1 protein-coding gene and 10 tRNA genes are annotated in these 2,907 nt (G+C 40.2%); 10 read left to right on the plus strand and 1 reads right to left on the minus strand.

Annotated features, from left to right (window positions below; genetic code table 11):
• Nucleotides 1-34: 34 nt before the first annotated feature.
• The 10 genes from COE25_RS29385 to COE25_RS29430 all read left to right on the plus strand — a co-directional run bounded on the left by COE25_RS29385 (nt 35) and on the right by COE25_RS29430 (nt 1,148).
• Nucleotides 35-107, plus strand: a tRNA-Ala gene (locus COE25_RS29385).
• Nucleotides 108-114: 7 nt separating this feature from the next.
• A tRNA-Ser gene (locus COE25_RS29390) sits at nt 115-207 on the plus strand.
• Nucleotides 208-272: 65 nt separating this feature from the next.
• Nucleotides 273-346, plus strand: a tRNA-Met gene (locus COE25_RS29395).
• 3 nt (nt 347-349) lie between these two features.
• Nucleotides 350-426: transfer RNA gene (locus COE25_RS29400), tRNA-Asp, on the plus strand.
• Between the two features lie 195 nt (nt 427-621).
• Nucleotides 622-694, plus strand: a tRNA-Phe gene (locus COE25_RS29405).
• 37 nt (nt 695-731) lie between these two features.
• Nucleotides 732-816, plus strand: a tRNA-Tyr gene (locus COE25_RS29410).
• 9 nt (nt 817-825) lie between these two features.
• Nucleotides 826-899, plus strand: a tRNA-Cys gene (locus COE25_RS29415).
• 10 nt (nt 900-909) lie between these two features.
• A tRNA-Gly gene (locus COE25_RS29420) sits at nt 910-983 on the plus strand.
• 4 nt (nt 984-987) lie between these two features.
• Nucleotides 988-1,064: transfer RNA gene (locus COE25_RS29425), tRNA-Ile, on the plus strand.
• A 9-nt stretch (nt 1,065-1,073) separates the two neighbouring features.
• Nucleotides 1,074-1,148 (plus strand) — tRNA-Asn (locus COE25_RS29430).
• A 1,061-nt stretch (nt 1,149-2,209) separates the two neighbouring features.
• Here the strand turns inward: COE25_RS29430 and COE25_RS29435 are convergent.
• Complete coding sequence (locus COE25_RS29435; protein ID WP_088089948.1) at nt 2,210-2,449, minus strand: hypothetical protein; 240 nt, start codon at nt 2,447-2,449, stop codon at nt 2,210-2,212.
• Between the last annotated feature and the right edge of the window lie 458 nt (nt 2,450-2,907).

A 2,907-nucleotide genomic window follows, 5' to 3' on the forward strand; every position in this document is an offset into this window, starting at 1 on the left:
TGTCTTCCCGACCATTCTTCACTTATAGCATTATGGGGCCTTAGCTCAGCTGGGAGAGCGCCTGCTTTGCACGCAGGAGGTCAGCGGTTCGATCCCGCTAGGCTCCACTTATTCGGAGGAATACCCAAGTTTGGCTGAAGGGATCGGTCTTGAAAACCGACAGGCGGGTCATACCGCGCGGGGGTTCGAATCCCTCTTCCTCCTCCATATATTTCATTAATATATAGTCCATGGAACATTGAGCATGGACAAAACTATATAATTTCTATTGTCGCGGGGTGGAGCAGTCTGGTAGCTCGTCGGGCTCATAACCCGAAGGTCGCAGGTTCAAATCCTGTCCCCGCAATATGGTCCGGTAGTTCAGTTGGTTAGAATGCCTGCCTGTCACGCAGGAGGTCGCGGGTTCGAGTCCCGTCCGGACCGCCATTTTTATCCCAGTAGGTTAACTACTGTTATTATAGATTTTTTTTAGAAAAATACATATTCTAGGCTCAGTAACTCAGTGGGTAGAGCAGATTGCTTACATCACTGAAAAACATCTGCGGCAATCTGCGAGAAAGTACGTGAGTTCTTTCGAGCAAAGGACGTACGGAATTATATATAGGGAATCATCCTAATTACGGCTCAGTAGCTCAGTCGGTAGAGCAAAGGACTGAAAATCCTTGTGTCGGCGGTTCGATTCCGTCCTGAGCCATCATTAAATATAAGACTCTATTAGTAGTCTTATATATGGAGGGGTAGCGAAGTGGCTAAACGCGGCGGACTGTAAATCCGCTCCCTCAGGGTTCGGCGGTTCGAATCCGTCCCCCTCCACCATTCTAGTTAGGCAGCATAGCCAAGTGGTAAGGCAGAGGTCTGCAAAACCTCCATCCCCGGTTCAAATCCGGGTGCCGCCTCCAAATTTTTAATGCGGGTGTAGTTTAGTGGTAAAACCTCAGCCTTCCAAGCTGATGATGAGAGTTCGATTCTCTTCACCCGCTCCAAATTGGGCCTATAGCTCAGCTGGTTAGAGCGCACGCCTGATAAGCGTGAGGTCGATGGTTCGAGTCCATTTAGGCCCACCATAATATTATTCCGCAGTAGCTCAGTGGTAGAGCTATCGGCTGTTAACCGATCGGTCGTAGGTTCGAGTCCTACCTGCGGAGCCATTTTTTTAAACTGAAGGGACCGTTCGCTTGTTCCTTTTTATAAAAACCATCTTTTAAAAAAGAAATTATTTTTTTAAAGGTGGTTTTTCTGCGTCTAAATAGAGATAAAATTCCTGCAGTTGGGAACTAACTACATAATTTTGGTTACTTACTACATATTTTGGAGAGTTTACAACATAATTACGGATACTTACAACATAATTACAGACGCTTACTACATATTTTATAAAACTTACGACATTCGCTGGATGAGAATTGGGAATTCATTTGGGCAGAGGATATTTACTACCTAATTTTGGTGACTTATACCATCGCAGTAATAGTTTTAGGCACGAATCATGGTTCAGCAACTAATCTTAGTTCCTTTTTAAAAGTGTCATGTTGAGGACAGTTCTCGACATTCTTCACAGGAATTTGGAGTACTAAATCTAGTAATGGAGCGGTCTGAGGCTTCTTTTAATCAAGCGTTTGGATAGTATCAAAAAGCCACGATTTTAATAGAATCATGGAGGTTTAGGAGAAACTGATCAGTTTTTGTAGAAAGGTGGGTTATTTCCTGCGGAATGTCCAAACGCATCTCGACAATCTACATGCAGGAGTTGTAAGGGAATTCCTTTTATTTCAGTACTTTCAGCTATTTCAATCAAACGTTTAAATAGTATAGCTTATACGGTATTTAGTCGAAAGAGTGTCGTTTCGTGACGTTATCGGTTTGATTGCTATTATCCCCCCTTTTTTCTTACATTTTTCAACATTAATTATATGGATTGGGAAGGATGCATCGATATATATCAAGGATGTAGGCGATTTTAATCAAACGTTTGATTAGTGAGGAAACTTGGGAGAAAAGGGGGAGATTTGTCAGTTCATAAAGACCCGAGGACGGTTCTTGGAGGTTATGGGAACCATCGCTGAGGACATTGAAACTCCCTGAGGCATTATTTCTGCTGCTTAGCCCTGAAAAGGTGCTTTCTTAATTCAGGTGCCAGTCGCCGAGCGATAAAGAAATAAAAACCATGCTGTTTTTTTACCAGCATGGTTTTTAGACTATGGTTCGGAGTTTATTCCTCGAACGCTTCCATCAATTCCCGTAAAGCTTTGATGGCCAGTTTTACACTCTCTTTTTTATTTTTATGAACTCCAGTTCCTAATAATTCATCGTGTTGAGGGAAGGAATTATTCGCTAAGCTTTTGTAGCCCTCTGGAACTGTGAATATTTCTACAGTAATCGTAAATCCCAGGCTTATATAGATTTTTATAATTTCTAGTTCTTCATTTTTAACTTTTGTTACAATTCTCATACGATAATCCTCTCCAGATAGAAAGCAATAAAATTCATAGATTTAGAATTTATATATTTATATTTACTTAAACTAGTATACGCTAAAATCCTACCCTATTTCCAGTGCCTGTTATGCCCCGATATTTGTTGAAGATTGCATGTGGCCAGGGTTTTGGTTGTTGATTTAAAAAGATAAGATATTGTTATCTCAAGAAATAGTTTTAAGGAAGTGAACTTTCCTAAAAAAAGATAAACTTTCTGTTGCATTTGTAAATTGGAGGTGTTATGATAGCTAAGTTGCTTTTAACGGCGGTTTTAATAGTTAAAAGTGGAAACAAAAAAGTTAAATTATTATATTGACATTGTAGTAGAGATTCGATATAATAGCAAATGTCGCTTCTGACATGATAGATTGTTCTTTGAAAACTAAACAAACAAAAACGTCAACAAACAATAAAAAAATCGTGTTTCTTCTAT

The organism is Bacillus sp. AFS031507, from assembly GCF_002584635.1.
In the GTDB taxonomy this organism is placed as follows: domain Bacteria; phylum Bacillota; class Bacilli; order Bacillales; family Cytobacillaceae; genus Neobacillus.